17 protein-coding genes, 1 tRNA gene and 4 pseudogenes are annotated in these 21,545 nt (G+C 49.6%); 13 read left to right on the top strand and 9 right to left on the bottom strand.

All coding sequences use genetic code 11. From position 1 onward, the window contains the following. Nucleotides 1-9: 9 nt before the first annotated feature. From BN1135_RS10950 to BN1135_RS10935, 4 genes are all read right to left on the bottom strand, one after another. The gene (locus BN1135_RS10950) at nt 10-435 is read right to left on the bottom strand and encodes a DUF2787 family protein (RefSeq protein ID WP_042021044.1); all 426 of its coding nucleotides are present in this window, start codon (nt 433-435) and stop codon (nt 10-12) included. Between the two features lie 35 nt (nt 436-470). Continuing rightward, on the bottom strand, nt 471-1,034 hold the full coding sequence (locus BN1135_RS10945; protein WP_042021019.1) for a lecithin retinol acyltransferase family protein: 564 nt from the start codon (nt 1,032-1,034) through the stop codon (nt 471-473). 84 nt (nt 1,035-1,118) lie between these two features. Then, on the bottom strand, nt 1,119-1,805 hold the full coding sequence (locus tag BN1135_RS10940) for a hypothetical protein (RefSeq protein WP_042021017.1): 687 nt from the start codon (nt 1,803-1,805) through the stop codon (nt 1,119-1,121). Nucleotides 1,806-1,822: 17 nt separating this feature from the next. Next, nucleotides 1,823-2,188, bottom strand: coding sequence for a hypothetical protein (locus BN1135_RS10935; protein ID WP_042021015.1), 366 nt, complete (start codon nt 2,186-2,188; stop codon nt 1,823-1,825). A 271-nt stretch (nt 2,189-2,459) separates the two neighbouring features. On the opposite strand from BN1135_RS10935, the gene BN1135_RS10930 reads away from it, so the two are divergent. Continuing rightward, complete coding sequence (locus BN1135_RS10930; protein WP_042021014.1) at nt 2,460-2,804, top strand: helix-turn-helix domain-containing protein; 345 nt, start codon at nt 2,460-2,462, stop codon at nt 2,802-2,804. 1,182 nt (nt 2,805-3,986) lie between these two features. On the opposite strand, the gene BN1135_RS10925 is transcribed toward BN1135_RS10930, so the two are convergent. Further along, complete coding sequence (locus BN1135_RS10925; RefSeq protein ID WP_042021012.1) at nt 3,987-6,053, bottom strand: hypothetical protein; 2,067 nt, start codon at nt 6,051-6,053, stop codon at nt 3,987-3,989. 99 nt (nt 6,054-6,152) lie between these two features. On the opposite strand from BN1135_RS10925, the gene BN1135_RS10920 reads away from it, so the two are divergent. The 7 genes from BN1135_RS10920 (at nt 6,153) to BN1135_RS10895 (ending at nt 11,443) form a co-directional block, all read left to right on the top strand. Next, the gene (locus BN1135_RS10920) at nt 6,153-6,401 is read left to right on the top strand and encodes a helix-turn-helix transcriptional regulator (protein WP_042021010.1); all 249 of its coding nucleotides are present in this window, start codon (nt 6,153-6,155) and stop codon (nt 6,399-6,401) included. Continuing rightward, nucleotides 6,379-7,959, top strand: coding sequence for a YfjI family protein (locus BN1135_RS10915; RefSeq protein ID WP_042021009.1), 1,581 nt, complete (start codon nt 6,379-6,381; stop codon nt 7,957-7,959). Before BN1135_RS10920 ends, BN1135_RS10915 begins: the two co-directional genes overlap by 23 nt. Before the next feature lie 428 nt (nt 7,960-8,387). Further along, on the top strand, nt 8,388-9,059 hold the full coding sequence (locus BN1135_RS10910; protein ID WP_071287612.1) for an inovirus Gp2 family protein: 672 nt from the start codon (nt 8,388-8,390) through the stop codon (nt 9,057-9,059). 71 nt (nt 9,060-9,130) lie between these two features. Further along, nucleotides 9,131-9,529, top strand: coding sequence for an H-NS family histone-like protein (locus BN1135_RS10905; protein WP_042021007.1), 399 nt, complete (start codon nt 9,131-9,133; stop codon nt 9,527-9,529). 169 nt (nt 9,530-9,698) lie between these two features. Beyond that, a tRNA-Thr gene (locus tag BN1135_RS10900) sits at nt 9,699-9,773 on the top strand. Nucleotides 9,774-10,247: 474 nt separating this feature from the next. Continuing rightward, the gene (locus BN1135_RS22435) at nt 10,248-10,475 is read left to right on the top strand and encodes a hypothetical protein (RefSeq protein WP_223290122.1); all 228 of its coding nucleotides are present in this window, start codon (nt 10,248-10,250) and stop codon (nt 10,473-10,475) included. A gap of 170 nt (nt 10,476-10,645) precedes the next feature. After that, the gene (locus BN1135_RS10895; protein WP_042021006.1) at nt 10,646-11,443 is read left to right on the top strand and encodes a LuxR family transcriptional regulator; all 798 of its coding nucleotides are present in this window, start codon (nt 10,646-10,648) and stop codon (nt 11,441-11,443) included. Nucleotides 11,444-11,456: 13 nt separating this feature from the next. Here the strand turns inward: BN1135_RS10895 and BN1135_RS10890 are convergent. The 3 pseudogenes from BN1135_RS10890 to BN1135_RS22135 form a co-directional block, all read right to left on the bottom strand. Then, a pseudogene (locus BN1135_RS10890) lies at nt 11,457-11,756 on the bottom strand (helix-turn-helix domain-containing protein); the annotation flags it as partial. 98 nt (nt 11,757-11,854) lie between these two features. After that, nucleotides 11,855-12,752, bottom strand: a pseudogene (locus tag BN1135_RS10885) (IS110 family transposase); the annotation flags it as partial. A 1,410-nt stretch (nt 12,753-14,162) separates the two neighbouring features. Then, nucleotides 14,163-14,288: pseudogene (locus BN1135_RS22135) on the bottom strand (IS481 family transposase); the annotation flags it as partial. Nucleotides 14,289-14,328: 40 nt separating this feature from the next. Between BN1135_RS22135 and BN1135_RS22430 the strand changes: the two are divergent. Then, nucleotides 14,329-14,565 (top strand): DUF2931 family protein, encoded by a 237-nt coding sequence (locus tag BN1135_RS22430; protein ID WP_223290121.1) that lies wholly within the window; start codon nt 14,329-14,331, stop codon nt 14,563-14,565. A gap of 158 nt (nt 14,566-14,723) precedes the next feature. Here BN1135_RS22430 and BN1135_RS22130 read toward each other — a convergent pair whose 3' ends face one another. Continuing rightward, nucleotides 14,724-15,005: a hypothetical protein gene (locus BN1135_RS22130; RefSeq protein WP_175479091.1), complete on the bottom strand. Its 282-nt coding sequence runs from the start codon at nt 15,003-15,005 to the stop codon at nt 14,724-14,726. Nucleotides 15,006-15,031: 26 nt separating this feature from the next. On the opposite strand from BN1135_RS22130, the pseudogene BN1135_RS22425 reads away from it, so the two are divergent. The 4 genes and pseudogenes from BN1135_RS22425 to BN1135_RS22120 form a co-directional block, all read left to right on the top strand. After that, nucleotides 15,032-15,269: pseudogene (locus tag BN1135_RS22425) on the top strand (hypothetical protein); the annotation flags it as partial. A gap of 702 nt (nt 15,270-15,971) precedes the next feature. Then, on the top strand, nt 15,972-19,406 hold the full coding sequence (locus BN1135_RS10865; RefSeq protein ID WP_042021002.1) for an ImpA family metalloprotease: 3,435 nt from the start codon (nt 15,972-15,974) through the stop codon (nt 19,404-19,406). A gap of 794 nt (nt 19,407-20,200) precedes the next feature. Further along, a complete protein-coding gene (locus tag BN1135_RS22125) occupies nt 20,201-20,518 on the top strand; it encodes a hypothetical protein (protein ID WP_139245099.1) in 318 nt (105 codons plus the stop codon). Between the two features lie 441 nt (nt 20,519-20,959). Then, entirely contained in the window at nt 20,960-21,478 is a 519-nt protein-coding gene (locus BN1135_RS22120; RefSeq protein WP_042021001.1) for a fimbrial protein, read from the top strand. Nucleotides 21,479-21,545 lie beyond the last annotated feature (67 nt).

Here is a 21,545-nt window from a genome sequence, read left to right as displayed (position 1 = left end):
ACACACCTCCTAATCCCCGCTGACCGTGACGGTGAAATACCCCAACTGGCCATAAGCGATGAAATTACTCTGCCACAGGGCGAACAGTTCGCGTGCTTCCACGCCGGGCAGTGGTCCCCAGCCCTGCAGATAGTGTTCGTCGCAGGAGAGGTTGAAGTCGAGCTCCTTGCAGAGCTCGGCATCCTGGCCCAGTCCCTGATAACTGAAGTCGGTGATGTAATCGAAGACCCAGCCGTGCAATCCCCGAATAAGCCGCAGCTCTACCGGATGGACGCCACCCGTCTCGGCACTGTAGCCGGGGCTGCGAAAGTTGAAGGTCAGGGTCGAGAGGTCGGTGAGGTCGAGCTGTTGTTCCCGCACGACGCTGCGCAGTAAGTCAGGCTGCTCGGGCGAAATCGGCAGGGCCATCCCTGCCAAGTGAAATGGCATGGTCATCATGGTGTGTCCTTTCGTATCGAATGTGAGACGCGTTAATCCCTGAACCAGCGCCAGGCGCGGTAGAGGCCGTAGGTGGCAGCCAAGGGCGCCGCCAGCGAGGTGGCCGAACTCCCCAGCAACGCACCGACTGCAGCGGTCACAGCGGTAGTTGCTGATGGATTCAGTGCCGTGCTGGTGGCCATGCTAGGCAGGGCCGCAAGGGTAGGCTGCCGAGCCACAGAGTGAAGCGCCTGATGTGCGATACACCCCGTAGCAATGAGCTGGTTAATCTGCTTGCTGTAGTGAAAGCCCTCGATGCACCAGAGCACAAAGTGCTCGCAGTTGTTAAAGAGCGTGCTGTAGTGCGCCTCTCCAAGACGGGAGTAAGCACGGTCGATACTCTCCTCCCGGTTGAAAGCTCGTGCGCTATGGTGCTGGATGCGATAGCCCCGCCCTTGGCTAAACTCAGCAAACGTGGCGATAGCTATCTGACCGGAATGTATTCCGGCACTGACCCCCTGGTAGTGGATAACCTGATGGTCTCCCAGATAGATACCGTGGTGCTGGTAACCGGTGCGGGGTGAAACGAGGTGGTCCCCCGGTTGTGGTAATGGCATGAACCGTTCCTTAAATAAAATGCGGCATAAAACAGAGGGCACCCGAAGGTGCCCTGATGGTGGTGAATGTGTGGTGGCTGGTGGTTAGGACTGCTTTCGCAGCGTCAATCTGTTGGCATCCCATACCCAGCGCTGACGAGGATTGCCGGGCAGGTCGAGGGTGAAACCGTTGGGGGCGGGGGTCAGCTTGCCTTCGTCGCTGCAGGTACCAAAGGGCTGTGAAAGCATGGTCAGCGCCCCCGTCTGGGCGACCGCCAACTGATAGAGCACCGGGCATGCCACACCGCCACTGTGCAGCTCAAACAAGACCGCCTGCCCGTTGACGAGCGGCAATCGGTGCGTGAGCTTGATGGCGTCATATTCATTGGTGTGCAGCAGCACCTCATCCCGATACCGGATCTCGATGCTGTCATCACCATTTTTCACGATGGTAAATGACGTGGTACTTGATGCAGCTGACGCAGGTGCAAAGGAGGGCTCGAAGTAACGGCTGCCATCTGAATAGGTGAGCATAAAACCGTTCAGGGCAACCGGCTGGCTGACACTGGGGATGAGCCTTGGCTCATCTTCATCCAGCGGCATCAGCATGATGCGCTCCCCTTTCGAGGTCTCTATCCAAAACTGCATGCTGGCGAAATTGAGGGTACCCTCGACATTAGCCGGTACCCGTTTCGTGACCGTTGGCACAGTGAATTCAGGCGCAGCCCAGGTCGGTAAAGCAAACAGCGATAACCATGTGCACCACAGTGCCAGTCTGATTTTTTCTGTCATGTCACTCTCCAGATAAATTATTCAATGGTGTAAGAGGCATTGCCCAGATTGGTGAAGAGGGTGACCTCTCTCAACCGGCACGGCTCGGTCATGACCAGCCGCCAGCTTTCGGTGTAATTGAGCTTGAGTGGAAAATAGGTTCCTCCCACCGACCCCATCAAGTCACTGCGCAGCATTACCCGGCATTTACTCTTGCCGCCATTAATCAGCACTTTTTGAATGGTGACTTGATCGTTGAGCGAGGTGACGACGATCTGAGGTCGCCCAATAGCGGTGTATTCCACTTCCAGAGTAAATTCTGGGCCATCGGCAGATTCAGCATTGCAGGCACTCAGTGATAGGCCAGAGGCCAGCAGCAAGGGATAAAGCAGTGTGCGATTCATGATTTCTCCTTAATAAAAATGGCAAAGGGATGCCTGACCAACGAGGCGAGCCTGTCGGGCTAACGGGTGTAAACGTAATGGCTTAATGGTGGTGCTGGCTGATAGCCAAATGCCACCAAGGGGATGGGTTGAGGTTAGGTCGTGTCGAACTCCTTTCGATGTTGGGGTAACTATTTCACTGGATTAGATCTAATGGGGTGATCCTCATCGCAAAGGGTCCTTAATGTCAATAAAAGTCCATAGTCAACTATCAGGGTTGACTGGAGGACTTATGAAAAACATCAACTCTGAAGCGCTGGCCAAGAGCGTGGGCAAAGCGATTGGGCGCCAACGCCAGCAGGCGGGGCTGACTCAGGAGCAAGTGGCAGAGCACTTGAAGATAGGTATGGAAGCCGTCTCTCGAATGGAGCGAGGTCTCGTAGTGCCGACTGTCGTGCGGCTCGCTGAGCTGGCTCAGCTGTTTGGCTGTGAGCTTGCAGACTTTCTGCGTGAGACCAGCAACCGCCCTACCGAACAAGGTATTGTGCTCAGCCAGCAGTTGGCCAAACTCGATACAGCTGACAGAGCGCTGGTGTTGGAGGTGGTTGATAAGCTGGTGGCGCGACTGGCGCCTTAATGGCTCACAGTGCGCATCGATGACAGACTGATGCCGATACCAGGACAGATAACTTGGGAGGCCGCAATGGCGCTCCCAAGCAGCTTCACAGCGATATGTGTTTACTTTCCCTTGATAATATCTATCTGAGTTACTTTTCAATCGGACCGGAAAAGCGACAACCCTGAGCTACCAAGACGAAACTATGAAGCCTCACCCATTTATCTATTTCAATGGGGAAATGTCTAGTGACCATGCTGCTTGGTCTCTTCAGCTATATGTGAGTTATTCCTGTTCGCGTGTCAGAGAGGGTGCTATTCGCATAAAAAGCATGACATCTAGTCGCAAAGCGAACTACATTTTATTGGTGTTTAATTTAGCGGTTGCTCGGTGATTGAGGTGCAGTATTGTTATTGATGCGAACACATCAAAGAGCCACCAGTTAAGGAATGCTCCCTTATCAATCAAGCAATTTACAGTTCGATGGTCAACGAAAATGATATTTAACAACATCCTCGCTTCGAGTTTAAGCATTTATCAATGCGAGTCTGAGCACAAAGGTTTCAACCACCTCTGAGCAGGTCTCCATTTCAGCTTAAATTTATTTCGCTGAGTATTTATAAAGGTGTAGAGCCTCATGGCGCTGCATCACGTTAGAAGCTGATTCGTTAGGTAGAGGGAGATCGGAACAAGTTACTCTCACCGTATAGGTTAGTATATTGATAAGCATAAGATATTAAATGTTTTTTGGTGATGCATTCAGCATTAAATAAATGCATCAAAAATAGTTGTGGGGGTGGAATTCTTGTGAGGCTCCAAGGGGTGTTTTTGGTGGTGACCGCTGTGTAGATGAAACCTATATTTTAGGCTGATTTTAACAACAGTAGCAAGAATGTCAGATTGCCACACAATCTATTCACATAGATTAATGTCGCAGAGCTTCATGTGAGAAGCATGGCTCCAATTCAAAGAGGCACTATTAGGGGATATCCCAGATACTTTTGATATTTGTATCTGAAAGTATCTGGAGAGGACTTGGGGTGATCGTATTTCATTGGCTGCCGTAACTTAGTACGAACAGGAGCGTGTACTGACTCAAGACTCGATGCCTCTGTGAGTGGTTTTACATCAACCAAAGCTATAAAAACATACTTTTCAACAAGTTATATCTAATATATAAATTGAAAGTAATTCACTAGCAAGCTACTTTTTTGACATTCTAGATGATAGTTCCTCGTATGCTAGAAATAATAACTGCACAACATCGCTTTTCTCACCAAGCTTTATAATGTTATTAACATTATCGCCAGGAACAGAAAATAGCATTATGAGAGTTAAGTAGTCTAGGAGGCATGCTCCGAGTGAGGAGTCGGTAATACAGTGGATTAGATTACTCATGAACTCATTTTTTGAAATAATCTTGGCTCTACTTAAGTCATATACAAAATTTACAAGGGCGTTAGGATCTTTCAGATCCACACCGGTGTTAACTTTATCCAAACCAGATAATACCTTACCGCATACAATATTTAAACGTTCAAGTAAATTATGGCAAATCAGTTTTGAGTCATAGTTCAAATTATGTATATCTACAGTCAAAAGAGGCTGTTCAAATACGTTATAATGAATGCCACTAGCCGGTGTAGTATGTCGCGCAATAGTAAAATTATAACAATAAATAGCTTTTGCAAGGTACAAGTTGTAATGTCTATATTGGTTTAGGCTAAAAATCACAGAATGTTTATTGTAAGAATCCTCTGAAAGCCATGAATCTAAAAAGCGAGATCTATATAAAAGGATGGATATATTTCCTTCATGATTAAGCGTATCGTTCACTTGTGGTAATAATGAGATGTTTTTTATTTCGCTTGCTCTTTTATTATACAATAACCCAATGGTCAGTACAGCCAATGCATACTTATTGAATCCAAATGTTGATAAACTGAATTCGTTTATGTTATCGATCACATCCAGGGCTTTTTCGGGTAATGCCCTTTGAAGGGAATCAAGTATTTCGAGTAGGGGGATATATTGGGAAAAATAATCTTGATATTGGTTAGTTGGGTCATCTGCGAGTTCAGCTATAGTAGAGAAATAATCCCTATTAAACACAATATAATTGGCGTGAGTAGGATTTTCACTTGGGTTGTGTTCAAAATTTATATGCCCATTATCAATATCTAGGCTATAAAAATAAGGTGCCGGTGGTGGATATACCATGTGTGACAATAAATCCAAATTCTCTTTCAGTTTGGCAAAACCAAATTTCTCTTTGAAAGGGGGCATTAAAGGTGTGTCAAACAGTCGTAAAACACAATCAACAACATTATTTATTCGCTCTATGCGTCTTTCTTTAACTAGCAGTAACGGGGGCAGTCCGAGTAATTTACCAAGTGCCTTGTCTTCTTCATTGAATTCATCGTAATTATCGTCAAGGACGAATCTTAACGTCTTTTTCAAATTATTTAGTAATGGGTTCGATCCAATCACAACCTGGTTGTAAGTCTTGTGAAAATGACCAAACATGCCTGTTTTATTGTCTATATCTTGCAGGATTATAACAGCAGTGTAAGCTGCGGAAATTGAATTCAGATTATAACTATTAAGGTTACAATCAGAGAGTCTTTTTTGACAGAGACTTATTTTTTCATTTAATGTTTTACAGGTTTGATTTCCTTTCTTGTGTAATTCATTTAAATAGTCCAATAGCTCTTGAATGAATAGTTCAGGGTTGTTATATTTTCTTGATTCGCAAAATTCTAATATATAATTATTTTTAATTAACTCTCGTATGTATTTTTGTGCTGTTAGTTTTCGGAACCTCTCTTGTCCCTCCTTTATTAATATTAAGTTTTCCTGTCTTAGTATTTCGTCGAGATGATAATAAATAGACTCTTCACTAGATTGTTCTTTAAATATATATATGTCTGTGCAGATTAATGGAATTATTGAATTTTTGGTGTAGACATTTAACTCATTCTCTAATGGATCCTTTGTTATTATGTCTTTTCGAACCAATACATTGCATACACTCTCTAATATATCAATATGATTGGAAAGGATATTTTGTGACAAACTGCTGCCAATATGTAGCCGCTGGCATATTTTATCCAGTGTTACCTGGTAGTTGTACTTGTCATCGTCTGACTGTGCATTTCTGTATGAATTTTCGCCATCTCTACTGGGCTTCTCGGATGAGCGGACTGGCTTGCTAAGCCCAAGGGTCTTTTCTACAAAGTAGAGAAATGCTGCGAAAAAGTGCGTCATCATGATTTACCTCTTGGGTTCGTAATTTGTCCCCCTGACGTTACTCCATGTCCCCACCATAATGCGAGCTCATCCACTCAGACGTTAGAAGGACATCACGTAATGCAAGACGCAATAGACCGCATCATTAGGATGCCGGAGCTTACAAAGATGATTAGCCTCGCTAGATCAACAATTTATGACAAGCTGAACGCGAGGTCCTCCCGGCATGATCCCAGCTTTCCCAAGGCGATAAAGCTTGGCAAGTCAGCGATCGGCTGGCGTCAGAGCGAGGTCAATCAATGGATAGCAACCAGGTCGCAAAGTAGTCAAGCAATGGAGGTCAATAATGAATCAATACAGAGCCATTGAGGCTGTCATTGAGCGGTTAGATCAGTCCCTTTGGGATCCACTGGATGTCGTCGCTTATAGAACAAAGGCCCCGAAATTTATGATCTTGACTCAAATGTTGTCTGTTATAGCTATCGCATCGCAGCAGTTGGTAGATATTAGCCCAAAAAGTGAGATGAAAATACCGGCATCACTTTACACTCTAATTCTAGCTGCTTCTGGCGAGAGAAAAAGCACGGTCGATAAGCTACTGATGAAACCAGTTCGTGAATTTGAAAAATGGTTGGCTGAGCAAGCAGAAAATACACAGCAAAAATATCAGACTGAACTGGAATTGTGGAATATGAAGAAAAAAGTGTTAAGCAAGGAGTTAGATGATATGTATAAAAAAGGTGAGGAGCAGGCTATTCTGAAAGATTCATTGCATACTCACAATCTGAATAAGCCAACGTCACCAATAGCCAGTAGAATTTTAGCTGAAGACGTAACCGTCGCAAAGCTGAAATCAATGTTAGCAGGACATAATACGTCATTAGCCCTAGTGTCAGACGAAGCAGGGACACTGCTGTCGAGTGACTTGATGAAGGATAATGCATTGTTCAACTCATTGTGGTCAGGTCAAACTATACGGGTAGACAGAGCCAACACCACTGAAGTTCATATTGAAGGTGCACGTTTGACTTTGAGCATGCAAATCCAGCCTGATATATATAGAACATTCAGAGATAGTAATGGTGATGCGATGAGGAGTTCTGGATTAGATGCTCGAATTCTACTTTGTGAGCCTGAGTCAGAGATTGGCTATCGTCAAGAGGATAGAAATGAGAGCGCATCACTAGAGGATAAAATTAAATTAGGTAGATTTAACTCCAGGATTGATTCTTTACTGAAAGAAGGGCTCGAGATGAGAGCACAAGGCAAGGAGCGTCATTGCCTGAATTTAACAGAAAGTGCTAAGAAAATTTGGAATGACAAGTTTAATGACATTGAATACGCAATGAGGCGTGGGGAATATTTGGAACACTATAAAGATTTTGGTTCAAAGTTTATGGAGCAGGCGTCAAGAATTGCGGCGGCACTTCATGTGTTTAAAAACATAGACTACAAAACCACGCTTGTGACTCATGAAACGATGCAGACTGCTATTGAACTAGCTGAAATATACTTGCATCAAGCATTGATAATATTTAGATCGCCCGAGGCTAGGGAGTTCGTGGACGAGACACATGTGAATAAGCTACTGGAGTGGATTATTCATAACTGGAATAATGAGTTGTTTTTGAAAGGTGACATTAGACGAAGTGGCCCACATTGTGTTCGTAACTCGAATAAGCTAGAAGATGCAATAGAAGTTCTTATTGCTCGAGGAGATATCATTTGCTTTAAAAAGAAACAGTCAATCTATATTTCTTTATCTTGGAAGAAATACCCTAGGCTTGTTAGGCGATCTTCAGTACGCACTCACGATAGGATTTATGTTAACGAACTTGTAGAGTATCGTGGAAGACGCCATTTAGGGATACCATCAGTTGAACTTTTTGAAAGACCGTTGATGGACATGAGAAGTCAATTACGATGATAAGAGTATGCCCCATACCCATGCCGTAAGATGCAGCATTAACGATTGCGATACCTCGCCTTAAGTAACTTAAGAGTGTTTTTATATATGGACGTATCATTATTGCATCTGAATTAGGAACCCTATGTTTATATTTCAGTGTATATGTCAATTTGATTGAGTAGTGTATGGGCTTATTTAGATAAGCCATGATGCGGTATATGTATTATATATAGCAATACATACATAGCCATGCACACTACTAACGTTCAGCAGCATACGCTATGCAATCTAACGATGAGAGGAGCATGAAGACTACATGCCTCTAAGCATGTACCACTATGGATAGCATCCAGAGCATGGTGTATTTGCTTAAGCAAAAAATATATCTATTTATTTAATCCAATAGAACTATACCCCTGTGTCTATTAACCAAGGTAGGGACTCCTATGTTGAATCACTTAAAAAATTCAGTATTGAAGATGAAAGCGCTTACTAGTTTATACGCATACAGTTATGGCCCTATGAATAGTACTTATTTGAGGCGTAGCTTAGATGTTGTTTCCGGTACCCTGGCTAGGTATCCTCGTGTTTATGCTCTGCGTGTGGATCTGCGCTTTGCTAGTGAGTCGCCTGAAGATGATACTGATACGCTGACTTGTTTACAGCGTTCAGATTCATCAGTGATCACTCGTTTTATGGAATCACTGAAAAGCCAATTACGTGCAGACCATTACCGTCAGAAACGGTGTGGGTCTCCGTCATTACCAACCGTTATCTGGTGTCGGGAGCAGGAGTCATCGGCATCACCTCATTACCACCTGATGCTGCTGTTTAACAAAGATGTGTATGCCTTCCTGGGAGATTATCGGGATTATGATGCCAACAACATGGGGACTCGGATCCAGAAGGCGTGGTGCAGCGCGTTGGACCTCCCATACCCTGATAATGCAACGCTGGTTAACTTCCCTGTAAATCCACAATACAGGTTTGACCGTAACTCAGCGCGAAACTTAGATGACAATTTCAGCGCATTTCTATTTCGTATGGCTTACCTGAGTAAACAAAGAACGAAGGTTGTTGATGGACAACGCAACTTCGGTTGCAGTCAAGTTCGATAATATGCTTGAGCACATCAGTGCTCATTAGTATGCTATAGAACAATCCCTGCATATTTAATTAAAGGATATCTATGAGTGAATTTCTGAAAGTGCTGTTGAACATCCGCAGTCTACGTGCAGCACTGCGCGAGTTGTCGCTGGAGCAAATACAAGAAGCCCACGAGAAGATTGAAGCGATTTATCTGGAGCGTCTGGAGCACGCAGAGAAAGAGCAAGCCGCCAATGCAGAACGTCAGCAAAAGCTGGCTGAGTTCCAAGCGATGTTGGCTCAGGCTGGTATTGACCCGACTGAGTTGGTAGGCAGTGCCCCAGCAGCGACTGCGGCTAAAGCGAAACGAGCACCTCGTCCACCGAAATACCGTTATGTTGAAAATGGCGTAGAGAAAACCTGGACCGGTCAGGGCCGTACACCCAAGTTCCTGGCTGAGCAGCTCGAGCAAGGTCGTCAGTTGGACGAGTTTCTTATCTAAATAGACAAGGCCATGCCCTCACGGTGTGGCCTTTCTGTTTACACGCTCCGTGGCTCAATTAATGCCAGCTCTCGTCGTTACGAACCAGGAATATTCGGTAATGTTCTGTCGCATGACTGAGGTCAGCTCTAATGACACTATTCAAATCATCCTTTAGCATGCGCTTGATGCTGGCTTAGCTCAGTAGGTAGAGCAACTGACTTGTAATCAGTAGGTCACCAGTTCGATTCCGGTAGCCGCACCACGATCACCACCGAATTTCTCATAGCAGATCCTGATGCCCGCCATAAAAGACTTAGACGCAGAACGTACCGATTTGGATGCGCGATTACGTGAAGCCATTGATAGTTGGGATCCACGTCGCCCCAGGCGCTGGTTAGCAAAATATGGCGGTTGGCGAGTTGAAAAGCGCTCCCTCCTCACGCAGCGATATTGTGCGATACGCGATGAAGCCCAAGCCTTGCTGACAAGTAGCTAGCCTGGGTGTTTATTGCCATTCTCTGAACTAATCGCTCAATGGGTAGTCCAATGTGTCTACCCATCACCAGCATTATGACGGAATGATATGTCAATCGATCCGAAGCCACCTTTGCCGCGTTACTTGTAAGTAGCACATTGGCTACATGACCAACAACGAGCAATCAGTGCCCGTGAAGCAGCAGATGTATTTGGTGTTTCGTCTTGGTCCATAGAACGCGATTTTGCCAGGGTTCGAGCGTTGTCCGGGATCGTGGTGTTCGATGAGCAACGAGTACCCAGCAAGGGTGGGCAGCAATATCTACTGCGGGTGCTGCAGATTTTCCCCTACTGGCTTGACGAACACCAGCAACCCCATCAGCAGCTCGCGAGTTCCTGGAACCTCAACGCCCCCCTTACGTGGCGAGACCTGCTCTGCCGTCCTTGGTGTCAATTAGTCGCCCGACATCAACGCAGCATCGACGATTGATCCTGCTCGTATCGATCGCTTACCTATCGAAGTGAACCAAGCGCCTTGGTAAAGGGAACTGATTTGATGAACCACTCATTTTGAGCTTTATCATTTCATGATTGGATATGTTTTCACTCGATTAATACTTAACAATATTTAGCGTGTTTCCGCCCTGTTAAGCCGAGCGATTGACCTCTTCCTCACTTTATTTTCTCAATACGACCGATGCGCTGACCCTGATATCTCAATGCCATACCGCCGCTGACGAACAGTCCATCATGTGCTTACTCCACTCCCTCTGCCAGCAGATGGGATTTGATCATTTTCGTTTGGGGTTCATTTCACCTAGCTCGATACAGCGCCCTGACGTACGGATCTTCAATGGCTGTCCTGCTGACTGGGTTCAGGTTTATAACGAACGTGACTTTCTGACTGTCGATCCGGTTGTGCGTAAAGGCATGGTCTATAGCACGCCAATCTTGTGGGCCAATCTCATCACTGAGTGTTGCGAACAGGATGCAGCTGGATTGGAGGTCATGATGCTAGCCCAAGAGGCGGGGCTGCGTGATGGCATCACTATCCCTTGGCATGGACCTAACGGCCATGTAGGGTTGCTCTCTCTTATCACACGCACACCACGCACGGAACATCGATGGCTTAGCGCGATCCCATTTCTGAGCTGGTTATCAAGCCATGTCTTCGAAGCTGTCGTACGGGTGTGTACGTCAGCCATGCTACCTCGTGACCCTTTAAGCTTGCGGGAACTGGAGGTCTGCCAGTGGGCGGCAGAGGGGAAGCAAGTCAGTGATATCGCCAAAATCCTGGGTATTACCCCTAGAACGGTGACCTTTCACCTGGAGCGTATTGCCGAGAAGCTGGGAGCCAGTAATAAAAACCAGGCGATATCCTGGGCGCTCAAGCAGGGGCTGGTGCGGCTCAATATCGATGCTGCGTTAGTGGGAAATATCAGTGAGCTTAGTGAGTGATGCTAACTGGCGCAACACTTTGCAAAGCCAGCTCTTGCACGACCCGCAGCGGGCCATGGGTAGGTCTGGTGAGGGAGTAATCGAGGATGGCCTGCTCAATCTCAGGAGCGACCCGGTTGGGATGAGCCCCTTTACAGCCAGGCAATTTGTCGAGCAAGCCCTCGGCGCCATAGGTCTGATAATTACGGCGAATTTCGTAGAGCTGTTGACGGCTGTAGCCAATGAGCTTACAGGCTTTGCTGACGTTATTGAGCTCTTTGGCAAGCTCTAGCAGGCTGAGTTTGCGACGTGCTACTTTCTCGTTGGTGGTCATATGGTGACTCCAGATAACACGGTAGGGGTACCGGTTTGAAGCCGTATGACCACTCCCTTTTGTGGGCAACTGTCAGGTGAATACCATCTCCATACAGCCCAACCCGATACGGTATCCTGTTTACGTTTGACGAACTGTAAGACAGCCCTGGCGCCATGGATAAGCAAGGTTCTCAAATGGGCGTCTCTGCGTTTGCTTATCTCAAGCAGCACTTGTTTACCTCCGCTAGAATGCTGGCGTGGCACTAAGTCAAGCCAAGCAGCAAGTTGTCTGCCATTCTCGAAATTGTTGGCGTTGCCGATGGTCGCAATCAACGCACTGGCGGTGATGGGGCCGATGCCCGGGATCTTACCAATACGCTGGCATAGCGCGTTTTGCTGACGGCACTGCTCTATCTGTTTGTCGAGCGTCGACACGACATCAAACAAATACTCCATATGTTTCTGTAGCAAACGCAGCTGAACACGAAATAGGCTGGGTAACTGGTTCTCTGCGTCCTCCAGGATCTCAGGTAACCGTCGCAGTAGTTGGTGGATCCCGATAGGCATAACAATGCCAAATTCAGCTAATAATCCCCTGATCTGATTAGCTTGTGCGGTCCGCTGCTTGATGAATCCCTGGCGGCTTCCGATGAAGTGCCAGAACGGCTTGCTGCTCAGGACTTTTGATAGGCACAAACCGCATATTGGGTCGAGTGACGGCTTCGCAGATAGCTTCTGCATCAGCAGCAGCATGCTTGTTAGTTTTGACATAGGGCTTGACGAACTGGGGAGCCATCAGTTTGACGGTATGTCCCAGCCCTTGCAGCTTATTGGCCCAGAAGTGGGCAGAGGAACAGGCCTCCATGCCGATCAAGCAGGGTGGAATATTGGCAAAAAAGGAGGCTATTTGTGAACGCTTGAGTTGCTTGTTGAACAACCGCTTACCGTGCTCGTCCACCCCGTGAACCTGGAATACCTCTTTTGCCAAATCTATGCCGATTGTCGTAGCCTTCATGGTGGTCGCCTCTCTCATCAGTGGGAACGTACATTCGCCACTTTGGCACTTCAGATGCCGTTTGGGGTAGGGGCAACCATCCCATTAACAACGCCTCTAATTACTATTATCTGCAGTACTGCTGTCCGCAGAGAAAACGACTCAAAAAATAGAGCACAAGCGCCACGATATGTGACATGGGATTGCAGCATGTGACACTTTCATCGCGTATTTAAAATGTACGATTAGTGTATCGCACCCTCAGGGGGTGCAGGGGGGGGGCCCAAATCAGCCATTAGGCCACAACTTCCCCAGCCCAGGGGATAGTTAACCGGCAGACCAAGGGCATTCAGTTTGTTCATCGCACACCACAGGTATCGTCTGTGGTGTGGTAGCTGGCGAGCATAAGTCGGTATAGGTGTATTTTCTAATGATAGGTGTAGTCGATTTTCATACGGTACCAGGCTCTTACAGGGTGTCTATCCTTGAAGATCCTCTTGGCACTGCGTACGTCGCATCAGTCGACCCGGGTGGTACTCCTCCGGGCGTGCTCTACGAGATCCATGGTCTCCGTATCCCCCTCAGGACCGCCATAGAGTTCGCATGCCGGTGGGACAATCAGGGAACCAATTATGGAGTGCAATGGGGCGATGCGGTAGGCCCTGTCGACAGTTCGTACGGCTCAGGCTCTTTGAGTGACGGTAGCCCTTCGGGCGCTGGGGTCATTGTGGAGCATCATCCGCCCACCGTTTGGAACGCACCCGTAACAACGCCAGGCTTCGTATACCAGCAAACAAACTTGCAATTGTTCCGGGGGGCGGGGCTCTTGCCCAGCAAGGTTCAAGTCACCTACCCATCCGGCTCTATCCCTGAACTCCAATTGAATGTGACTGGGACGTGCGAAACTACCCTGCGGGACAGGGACCAAGGGCAGGTGCTGTACCGCTTCAAAGCCTCAGTCCAGGGGGCCGGGACGCTCCCCCGAAAAAATGACGTAGCCCTACTTGTACCGAGTACCATAACGTTTGGGGCTATCCCGCTAGGGGGACACTCAGTGCGGGGGCTTGACGTAACGGTTACTGCAGACCTCGACTACACTGGGACGCTACGATTTGTGGCTGATAGCGCGAATGGTTCTGCAGCACCGATCGGGGGGGCAACCATGCGGCTCTGGGCGCAATACCTCGGGGGCTACGCCGACTTGTCTGGGGGTACTGAATACCGAGTCACTGGACTTGGGGGCCAGCAGCCACAAATTTATAGCCACGATGTGTTCATCGACACGCAGCACGGAGGGCAACTGGGCGCTCATCGTACGAATCTCCGTCTGGTGCTAAAGCACGATTAACGATGATTAAGCCGCAGGCCGCAGGCCGCAGACTGTGCCGCAGTGAGCGGCTGTTGTGCAAGAGCGTCCTCCCTCCGGTGCTGCTCGTTGGGATGATGGTCAGAATGTCCGCAGAACTCACGTCCATTATCTGACAAGATGGTATAGACCCTCGCCTCGTGAGCTTCGAAGAACGGCAGGGCCGCTTCGTTGAGCACATGGATTGAGGTCTCCTACCATGATAAGAAACGCTAAGGTATCACCCAGAACTTGCCCAAGGATCTGGCTGCCCAGATGGCTCGTGGTTATCGAATGCAGGTCGGTGATAAATGGCGAGAAGAACAGCGCAACAACATAGCGCTGGGCCTGGCTTGCGGTGGCTATGTCGAGGTGTTTTTAAGAAACCCCAAGGTCAAGCAGGACATATTGTTGGCCAGAGGGTTGGCGACAGAAGTGACCGATGACACTTATGACAAACGAGTACCACTCAACAAGCATATGCCATAGATGAGTTTTGGGCCAAGTTTGGTCAGATCTACCAAATACCCCACCCCAGTGGTATGGCTTGGGCGCCCATCATGGATGCTTACCGCGCAGCACAGCCCAAGACTGATGCTCAGCCGATCAAGTAAGATCGGCCCTCCCAGAAGGTGATTGAAGAAGTCTCAATGAAGCAATGCCAAAACAGGTTGGCCCAGTATCTGATTTGTCGTCGTGATGGTGATAATGCTATGGCCGCAGAATTGGCTGAGAGCATCTGTGCTTTCTGGCAGGCCAGAGGCGATCAGACTGAGCATACCAAGTGGCAGAAGGTCTATCAGGATCACCGAAACCACCTGACGGGCGAGGCTCATGGCCAGGGAAGGCGCCGCATCAGTTTTATGCCCATCAGGTGGCTGCGTAGCATAACGGATTAGCCCGCAATACAGCAGTACCTTATCCGCCACTGTTCACTCTATGAAGAATTTTCCCTATGACTCATCGAGCCTTATGGCTGGTGTTGGCAGCTAGCATGTACTGCGTCACTCACTGATGTCTAGTTATCTCAAGCTGCAAAGCAGGGGGATGACCGAGCCCAATACGAGCTGGCCAGACGCTTGGCAACCCAACCCGATTACCCCAACGCCATGTGCTGGATGCAGCAGGCTGGGCTCGGTGAGCCCAAAAATCCGGTGTTTGCTACACAGTGGTGGCAAAGCTTGGCACGCCTAGCAATATCAGCTCTCGTTAAGGACCCATGCGCAGGAAATAGCATCAAGACAAGCTGGTGCGTTTTTCGACCGGACTATGTCGTGAATTTGCAGAGCGTCGAAGTCATGTGAGAGCGCAGTTGATAGATATCAATCCATATAACCAATATCTACTGATTATATATAACCTAGATGAATCTATATCCAACTTCACTAAATGACACTTATTTGTCATGTGGCTTTGCTATAGATTTACTGAGCTGTTGCTTTAACGTAAATGCTGAATAGTGTCAGCAGTTAGAGGGGCTTTAACCAACGATAAGTATAATTGTGGCAAGGTATGAGTTTTATCTCTTATAAAAGAGACTCGTGTTTTTGGGCGATAGACGTAGATCATAGCGCAACCACATTTCATGTGGCGTGAGCTTGTCGAGCCTGGTCAAAGCATGGGGGGGTATCGATTAAGGCTGTCAGTAACCTCCTGATACTCAAAGATATTTTTGGCCTCATTCTGCGCGCAACTCAAGGGTTACTCGCCCCCTGTACGCATTAATGAACGTTTCGCTCTGTGCCCACGATTACAGCTGAGTCAGTCAGTGGGTACACACGGGAGTTGTACAGAGGGAGGGTTAAGAGAACTAATTCAATGTCTTTAAATAGCAACATCTGATTATCAGAGTGAATCGCTGTTAAATAAACTGAGACTCTAGAGATATATTATAAATGAAAAAAATAGTTCTTACTCCATTATTAGTTCTGCTGGTCACCGGCTGTGGCGGAGGAGATGGCGAACAAGATGAGACTTATCCCCGCCCTCCTACTGACACCCACTATTTCGAGGCATCCAGCCAAAGTAGCCCAGGCGGACAATTGAACCCCACCAGCCTGCGGATGGCGGCGGGTGAACAGGGGCGATTCTCGGTACAGGCTGACAGCGGTTACGTCCTGACAGAGATAACCGGATGTGATGGCACTCTAGAAGGACTCACCTATACCACCGGCCCCATGCGCAGCGATTGCCAGGTCTCGGCCAGCTTCACGCAGGAGAGTGCCGCCGTCTATTTCAACGCTACCACTCAAGCTTCTCAGGGGGGCGCACTAAGCCCCGATGCCCTGCGCCTGACCGTGGGTGAGCAGGGCCGTTTCACCGCGCAGCCCGAGAGTGGCTTCGTACTGGCGCAGATTACAGGGTGTGAGGGCACACTGACGGGTAACACCTACACCACAGCGCCCATGCGTGCCGATTGTCAGATCTCGGCCCGCTTTATCAGCAATGCCGCCAATGCCATTGCCCGTGAAGATCACACCCTTGCTAGCGAGCAATCCCTGATCGCTCATGCCCGTTCGGCGATTGTCGACAGTGAGGCGCACCGCTCCGAGCTGGTTCGCAGCCTCTATCAGGGGATGGCACAGATCAGCTGGAACCCGAGCCACGACTCCATCACCTTTTCCAGCTTCCAGCCGGAGAGCACGGTGACCCTGCTCCCCTCCAACATCAATGGCAAGGGGGAGAGCGAGATCCGGGGTCTGGTGATTGTCTCCGAGCAAGCCGATTACCGTCAGGCCGCCATGGGGGCGAACCTGTTTTCCGTTGACCGCACTGCGCAGAGCGAGGCGTTGCTCAAGGGCCTGATTGGCTGGCTGACCCGGGGCAAGGATAGCGATGGCCTGCGCATCCTCACCGCCCAGATGCCGAGCCGTGCCGATAGCTGGTATTTTCCCCATAACGAAGGCGTGCGGGACTGGCTCAAGGCGATCTATCCCGACAAGCACAGCATCAACCCTGCCAATGCCTGCGATTATCAGGCGCTGAGCGACTGTATAGACACTATGGCGCCGGAGCTTATCGTGATCAGCGATATCGACCGCCAAGGGCTGGGCTATCAGGGGATCGCACAGGCGATCGCCAAGGCCAAAGCGGCCGGGATCCCGCTGCTGCTCTCCAACTATCGGCGTGATGCCAGCCCGCTGCTAAGCCCCCTCTATCTCGATATGGGGCTGGTCACTTGGGGCAACTACTGGTCAAAACTCAGAGCCAGCAATCTGGCAGTGAACACCATCATGGCCCCCGACGCCCAGCTGATGGCGGTCGATACCCTGCTTGGCAACCTTCAGACTCGCAACTTCACGACCCAGTGGCTCGATAGCTGCGGCGGCAACTTTATCAATTGCAGTGGGTCGGAGAGCTTCAACCAGCAGTTCAAGCTGGGGGCCGACTGGCTGAGAAATGCGGCCATCACCCTCGATAAGGCCGGGATCAGTCCTTTTGCCCGTGATGGCGTGACACTGCTGCCCGCCACCCTGCTGCTGGCCGACAAATACCGTGCAGCCATCGACTACCCCATTGCCTGGGATGAGCATCAATCCTGGCAGCAGGCGATGTTTGCCGACTGGCTGGTGAGCTATGCCCGCACCCGAACCCCGGCCCAGCCCGATCTGGGGGAGTACGTAACCGATCGCAGCAAGGTGGTGAAGAAACAAGCGGCTCACTATGCCTACCCCGCGACGCTCGCCGACAACCGCCGCATTTCGGTTCCCTACAGTGGGCAGTGGACCACCACCGGCTGGTATGCCCTGCCGGGACAAATCATCACCCTGAGACGTACCGATAACGCCGATGTGTCAGCCACCGTCCGGCTCAACTACCACAGGCCCAACACCAATCGCGCCTATGAGCAGAAGGTCTATCGGGCCCCGCTGGAGCTAACCACCGGGCGGTTGACCTTGGCAAAGGGTGGCAGCGTCACTTTCACCTCTCCCTATGGCGGCCCTATCTACCTCTATCTGGAAGGGGGTGCCGCGTCGCTGGCCGTCCAGGTGAGCGCCACAGGCGTCACCCGTCATCCGGCCATCATGGATTTCAGTGATGAGCAGCAGATCCGCGAGTTCAACGAGCGGCTGGAGCAAACCGAGCTTCCCCATATCGATCTGCGGGCTGATAGCGCCGAGCAGCACCTGCGCCGGGATCGCTTCACCAAGGCGGTGGGTGGCGTCATCCCCGACACCAATGCCCTGCTCGACAGCATCGCTAGGGATCACATCAATGGCGTCTACACTCTGGCGGGCCTGAAGATTCAGGGCAAGGGGCTCGATGAGTCACTGCCTGCGGATGTTAAAAACGCCTGCGTGGCACTGCTGGGGGAGGGTTGTTTCGATGAATCTCTCCATACCCGCACCATCATCCAGCATGCCAACTATGACCAGAATGCCCATTGCGGCAGCGGTTGCAGCGGCAACCCGTGGGACTCTTCCGGCAATATCAGCCCGACCGGCTGGCTCGATAATCACGAGCTGGGCCACAACCTGCAGACCAACCGGTTAAATGTGCAGTACGCTGCGGCAGGTGATGCCGACAACTGGAGTGGCTACGGGAGCCGGGCGGGAGAAAACTCCAACAACATCTTCCCTTATGTGGTGAAGTGGCGTGCCCACTATCAGCGTGATGGCAACACGGCACCCATCAAGGATGGACACATGAATCACAAGGATCTCTTCTATGTGTTCATGTCTGATGCCGCGCAGGTACGGGACAAGAGTGGCCGTCGCATCGTGCTCGGGGCCAACTGCAAGGTGCTCGATACCGGCGAGAGTCGCTACGAAGCCCCCTGGAAGAGCAATGCCTACGCGGTCCATAACGGCTATCGCATGGCTTTTTATATCCAGATGGCATTACGCGCCCACGGTATGATCCTGACTGATGGCACCCGGCTGAACGATGGCTTCACTATCTTCACTCTGCTCTATCAGCATTCACGGATCTTTGGCGCGGCAGCCGACAGTGAAGCGCAGTGGAATGCCAACAAGGATACGCTCGGCTTTAGCCTGTTCCCCTACTCGGGACATGCGATCTATGGCGGCAAATGGGTACGCGACATACCGGGCAATGACTTTATGCTGGTTGCCCTAAGTCGGCTCACCGGCTGGGACTGGCGCAATCACTTCGATCTGCTCGGCCTGCGTTACTCAAGCCTCGCGGTCGCTCAGGTGCAGGCAAACCAGCGCTATGGCAGCCTGCCGATGGGGATGTATGTGCTGGAGGATGACCTGCCCCCTGTCAACATGAGCGAAGGCGTCACGTTCCTGCCGCTCTCTGCGAGCAATGCTGCCACCCTCTGGCCCCGAGGCAATGGCTCGCCTGCAACCTGCCCGACATCATAATAGTGGAGACTAGCAAGCCCCCGAGGGGGAATGCTGATCAGTTAAGGAGCCATTGACCGCGCCTTCTGATGTGTGAAAATCCGAAACCTGTTGATGGGTTTCGGATTTTTTATGCGTATTGTACAGGCTCTCGACTTCCCCCATGCGAGCAATGCTGCTCAGTTTGAATCACTCATCGACTTTATTCCCCCGAGCTCATCATGACGTTGTCCGGCGCCGCGTGCGTCTGCTTTCCTGCGCCGTCACGGTATGCCATGGAGCGGATTTCCTTTCTAGCAAAAATTGGCTTTACTGTTCCACGTTCTATCGGCATTGGAACCAGACATATAACGCCAGTTCATCATTTCCGAGTTCGCAGGTACGTCCGACCATTCGCTGATGTGCCAACAATGACATGGTTGTCCACCAATGACCCATGGTCCTCCCTTCTGGTTAGTGGAAATGTTGCGTGCCTCTTGCCCTCGACACTGTGCAATGAACTGGATGCAGCAGGCGGTAATCAGTCAGGATAGTTAGGCGCTGACTAGCAGATCCGCGCTCATGCCACGTGGCAGTTCGGTGACAGGTATCAAACTGTACTCGAGGAGCCGACAAGTCCAAAGCTAACAGTAATCAAACTGTATCAACTCGCTTCATTGGCTGTCGCAATATCTGCTGTATGCGTGTAGCTCAATGCGAATTGAAGAAGGCATGAGGCAGTTGAATAAAAACGCTCCCAATTGGCGCGCCGTGTAAGTAAAAGTCCGATGAATCAATATTTTTACTACACTAGAAGTACAACAAGGAGGTGGATCATGATGCGGAGCACATCGGTTACATTTATTTTTTGTACATTATTAAGTTGTGCAACATTAGCAAATGAGAATAGTTCAGCTGAAAGAAAACTCATGTTTGTGGGCTCGGTTGTCCGTCCTTTATGCAATACAGGCCATTCTGAAAGTGTGGTTACACTATCTTGTCTGAACAACGTGGTGACAGGGGTAGAAGTTGAGAAGTACAACATAGTATCGCTCATGAAGATGGGCACCCTTCGCTCACGTTACAAGAGTATTCAGCTTGCCACGATCAAAAGTAAGCCTGGCTTAGCCCGGGTGACAGTGGCCTACTATTGATACCCTTGGCTTGGACTAAAGCGCCCGGCATAGTGGCTTTAACACCGCTATGTCGGCTTTAAATTCCGCACAAGCACATGATTTTTTAGCCACAGTTATTATCCCTCGAACGCTCTTCCCCTTTGGTTTTCGGCAAGTCCGCCTAGACGTAAGTAGATAGTCAATCCGTAAGATATCTCTTCGACTTAATCATCTCTACTGNNCAGTAGAGATGATTAAGTCGCATGCAGATAAATACATCTCATTATCATTATTTCATTGCAGTCCGCAGAAGAGATGACTAAAAAAATAGAGCAAAAACACCACGATATGTGACATGGGGCTGCAGGATATGACACTTTTTTCGCGTATTTAAAATGCATTATTGCCTCGCTGTCGCTAGGGCGAGTCATGAAATGGCCGCCCGAATTCTGGTGAATAACAAACTTTATCGAGGTGAATATGAAGAAGATTTTTGCTTGTACTCTGATTGCTCTGGGTTGTATGGCCGGTACCGCTCACGCTGCCAACGAAGTCCACTTTTTGGGCGCTGTCAGCTCGACTACTTGTGATCTGACCCCAGAATTCGGTGGCGCGATGGGAGCAACCGTTGAGTTGGGTACTGTAGCGCTCTCCACTCAAGGTTCCTCCGTTGGATTTGCACTGAAGCCTACTGATGCGACTGCGAATGCCTGCGCTGCGCTAACTCAAACGAACATGGTTACTGTTGGTTGGGCTGGCTCCGAGTTCACCCCTCAAGGTCTGCGCAACCTCTCAGGTAATGCCACCGATGCATGGGTCAAGCTTGACCACACCAACAACACCGGTGGTTCTGCCGCGATTAATTCCGGCAATCTGCTGAGCTCTGTAACTGGTGACGTGTTGCTGAAGGATGGCTTGGTGTACACCGCCCAGCTGAATGGTGGTGCGGTTGCAGGTCAGTTCATTGGTGCTGCGAAGTACGCCGTGTCCTACCGCTAATCATCTTATTTAGCGAGCGGCCCAGGCGTTCGCTTGGGCCTTTTTATTTGATTTTAAGGCGAGCCAT

The sequence above is a fragment of the Aeromonas sobria genome, from assembly GCF_000820145.1.
In the GTDB taxonomy this organism is placed as follows: Bacteria; Pseudomonadota; Gammaproteobacteria; order Enterobacterales; family Aeromonadaceae; genus Aeromonas; species Aeromonas sobria.
The sequence above is the reverse complement of the archived record's forward strand: the minus strand, read 5'-3'. Positions and strand labels throughout refer to the sequence as shown.